The sequence below is a fragment of the Ramlibacter sp. genome, assembly GCF_035706265.1.
Classification (GTDB): domain Bacteria; phylum Pseudomonadota; class Gammaproteobacteria; order Burkholderiales; family Burkholderiaceae_C; genus Ramlibacter.
The window spans coordinates 1-3365 of record NZ_DASSVG010000716.1 but is presented as its reverse complement, the minus strand read 5'-3'; the positions used below and the strand labels follow the sequence as shown (position 1 = coordinate 3365).

Here is a 3365-nt window from a genome sequence, read left to right as displayed (position 1 = left end):
ATCGCAAAGGCGATTGCAGCTCGCCGGCAGGAGCGCGGGCCGCTGGCCACCACCGCCGAACTGGCCCAGCTCGTGGCTGGCGCGGTCCGCACCCGCGAGCCCGGCCAGGACCCTGCAACGCGCACCTTTCAGGCTCTTCGGATTTTCGTCAACGCCGAGCTCGACGAGCTGCAGGCGGCGCTGCATGCGAGCCTGGCCGTGCTGCAGCCTGCGGGCCGCCTGGTCGTGATCAGCTTCCATTCGCTGGAAGACCGCATCGTGAAGAAGTTCATCGCCCGCCACTCCCGCGAGGTCTTCGACCGCCGCGCGCCCTTCGCGGCGCCCAAGCCGATGAAGCTGCGCGCGATCGAACGCGTGAAGCCCGGCGCCGCGGAAGTGGAGGCGAACCCGCGCGCCCGCAGCGCCATCATGCGCGTGGCGGAGAGGACCGAGGCATGATGCTGCGCCTCAATCTCACGTTGCTGGTCTCGCTGATCGCGAGTGCGCTGTACCTCGTGCAGGTGCAGTACGAGTCGCGCCGCCTCTACACCGAGATCGAGCGCGCCCAGGCCGAGGCGCGCAAGCTGGAGATCGACAACGAGCGGCTGCAAGTGGACAAGCGCGCGCAGGCCACTTCGGCGCGGGTGGAGAAGCTCGCGCGCGAGCAGCTCCACATGCGCCCCGCCACCCCCGCGATCACGCAGTACGTCACGCTCAAGGGCGCGGCGCAGGAGAAGGCGAGCGCCGCACGGCCGCCCGAAGGCGCGGGCCCCCTCCGCTTGCGGAGGGGGGAGGCGGAGCACGCAGTGCGGAGCCTGGGGGAGGTCTCGCCATGAGCGGGCGCGTCGTTGCGTACTCCTCGAGCCCGCTGCTGGCGAGCCGCACGCCGGTGTGGCGCAGCAAGTTCATCGTGGCGGGCATCGCCCTGGGCTTCGTGGCCCTGGCGGGCCGCGCCGCGTGGGTGCAGGTGATCGGCAACGACTTCTACCGCAAGCAGGGCGAGGTGCGCTTCGCCCGCACGCTGGAACTTCCGGCCAACCGCGGCCGCATCTTCGACCGCAACGGCCTGCTGCTGGCCACCAGCGTGCCGGTGCCCAGCATCTGGGCGATCCCCGAGGACGTGGAGCAGGGCAAGGACAAGGCCAAGCTGGTCCAGCTCGCCAGGCTGCTGCAGATGCCTCATTCCGAGCTGATGAAGAAGCTGGAGGAGGACGAGCGCAGCTTCGTCTGGATCAAGCGCCAGGTCGACGAGGCCACGGCGCGCCAGGTGGCCGCACTGGACATCAAGGGCATCTACCAGCGCAAGGAATACCGCCGCCAGTACCCCGAGGGCGAGGCCGCGGCCCACGTCGTCGGCTTCACCAGCATCGAGGACCACGGCCAGGAAGGCGTGGAGCTGGCTTTCGACAAGGCGCTGGCCGGCAAGCCCGGCTCCCGCCGCGTGATCAAGGACCGCCTGGGCCGCATCGTCGAGGACGTGCGCGAGCAGGTACCGCCGGTGGACGGCAAGGACCTGCAGCTGTCCATCGACAGCAAGGTGCAGTTCTTCGCCTACCAGCAGCTGCGCGACGCCGTGGTCGCCAACAAGGCCAAGGCCGGCAGCGTGGTGGTGCTGGACGTGCACACGGGCGAGGTGCTGGCGCTGGCCAACTATCCCAGCTACTCCCCCTCCAACCGGCAGAACCTCACCGGCGCCCAGCTGCGCAACCGCGCGCTCACCGACAGCTTCGAGCCCGGCTCCACGATGAAGCCGTTCGCCGTGTCGCTGGCGCTGGAGAAGGGCCTGGTCCGGCCGGACACGGTGATCCCCACCGCGCCCGGGCGCATCACGCTGGCCGGCTCCACCATCAGCGACTCGCACGCGCACGGCGACCTCACGGTGACGCAGGTGATCCAGAAGTCCAGCAACGTGGGCACGGTGCGCATGGCGATGCAGTTGCAGCCGCGCGAGATGTGGGAGCTGTACACGCAGGTCGGCTTCGGCCAGCGGCCGCAGGTGCCGTTCCCGGGCACGGTGAGCGGCAAGCTGCGCGCGTGGAAGACCTGGCGCCCGATCGAGCAGGCCACCATGAGCTACGGCTACGGCGTCTCCACCAGCCTGTTCCAGCTCGCGCGGGCCTACACCGTGTTCGCGCGCGACGGCGAGCTGGTGCCGGTGACGCTGCTCAAGACGGACCAGGCCGCGCCGGGCATCCGCGTGCTGCGCCCGGAGATCGCGCGCGAGATGCGCGAAATGCTGCACCTCGTGACGCTCAGCGGGGGCACCGCGCCCAAGGCGCAGACCATGGGCTATTCGGTCGGCGGCAAGACCGGCACGGCGCACAAGCAGGAAGGGCGCGGCTATGCGGAACACAAGTACCGCGGCGTGTTCGTCGGCATCGCGCCGATCGAGCAGCCGCGCATCGTGGTGGCGGTGATGATCGACGAGCCGAGCGCCGGCCGCTACTTCGGCGGCGACGTGGCCGCGCCGGTCTTCAGCGCCACCGTGCAGCAGACCCTGCGCATGCTGGGCGTGCAGCCGGACATGAACGTCAAGCCGCAGATCGTGGTCGAGGCGGTGGAGGAGTCGATCTGATGCGCGTGCTGCGCACTCCCCACGAAGCGGCCGGCTGGCTGCGCGAGCGCGTGCGCGGCGACGTCCATTGCGACAGCCGCAAGGTGCGCGCGGGCGACGGCTTCATCGCCTGGCCCGGTGCCGCCACCGACGGCCGCAAGTTCGTGCCGGGCGCGCTGCAGCAGGGCGCCACGGCCTGCCTGGTGGAAGCCGCCGGCAGCGAAGCCTTCGCCTTCGCCAGCGACGCCGTCGCGGCCTACGAGGGGCTCAAGGCCGCCACGGGCCCGATCGGGGCGCTGTTCTACGGCGAGCCGAGCCACCATCTCGACGTGCTGGCCGTGACCGGCACCAACGGCAAGACCTCCACCGCCTGGTGGCTGGCCCAGGCGCTCGCCAACGTGGGCATCCCCTGCGGGCTGGTCGGCACGCTGGGCATCGGGCGGCCGCCGCAGGTGGAGCACACCGGCCTCACCACGCCCGATCCGGTGCTGATGCAGCGCCACTTCCGCCGTTTCCTGGAGGAGGGCGCCCGCGCCTGCGCCATCGAGGCCTCCTCGATCGGCATCGTGGAGCGGCGCCTGGACGGCACGCGCATCCGCGTGGCGGGCTTCACCAACTTCACCCAGGACCACCTGGACTACCACGGCTCCATGGAGGCCTACTGGGCGGCCAAGGAGGAGCTGTTCGACTGGCCCGACCTGCAGGCCGCCGTGGTCAACGTCGACGATGCCAAGGGCGAGCAGCTGGAGGCGAAGCTGTGGGGCGGCCCGGTGGAGCTGTGGACCGTCTCCTGCGTGCGCGATGCGCGCCTGCGGGCGCTGAACATCGGCTA

The 3365-nt window shown here is 70.8% G+C and carries 4 protein-coding genes; all 4 read left to right on the top strand.

Annotated elements, in window-relative coordinates:
- A partial coding sequence (gene mraW / locus VFM98_RS25695) for a 16S rRNA (cytosine(1402)-N(4))-methyltransferase (RefSeq protein WP_325112725.1) occupies nucleotides 1–438 on the top strand: 438 nt, incomplete at its 5' end.
- Complete coding sequence (gene ftsL / locus VFM98_RS25690; RefSeq protein WP_414709089.1) at nucleotides 435–815, top strand: cell division protein FtsL; 381 nt, start codon at nucleotides 435–437, stop codon at nucleotides 813–815. The genes mraW and ftsL, both read left to right, overlap by 4 nt.
- Nucleotides 812–2554 carry a penicillin-binding protein 2 gene (locus tag VFM98_RS25685; protein WP_325112724.1) on the top strand — a complete coding sequence of 581 codons (1743 nt, stop codon included), beginning with the start codon at nucleotides 812–814 and terminating at the stop codon, nucleotides 2552–2554. The genes ftsL and VFM98_RS25685 overlap by 4 nt, the downstream gene beginning before the upstream one ends.
- On the top strand, nucleotides 2554–3365 hold an 812-nt coding region (locus tag VFM98_RS25680), incomplete at its 3' end, for a Mur ligase family protein (RefSeq protein WP_325112723.1). The genes VFM98_RS25685 and VFM98_RS25680, both read left to right, overlap by 1 nt.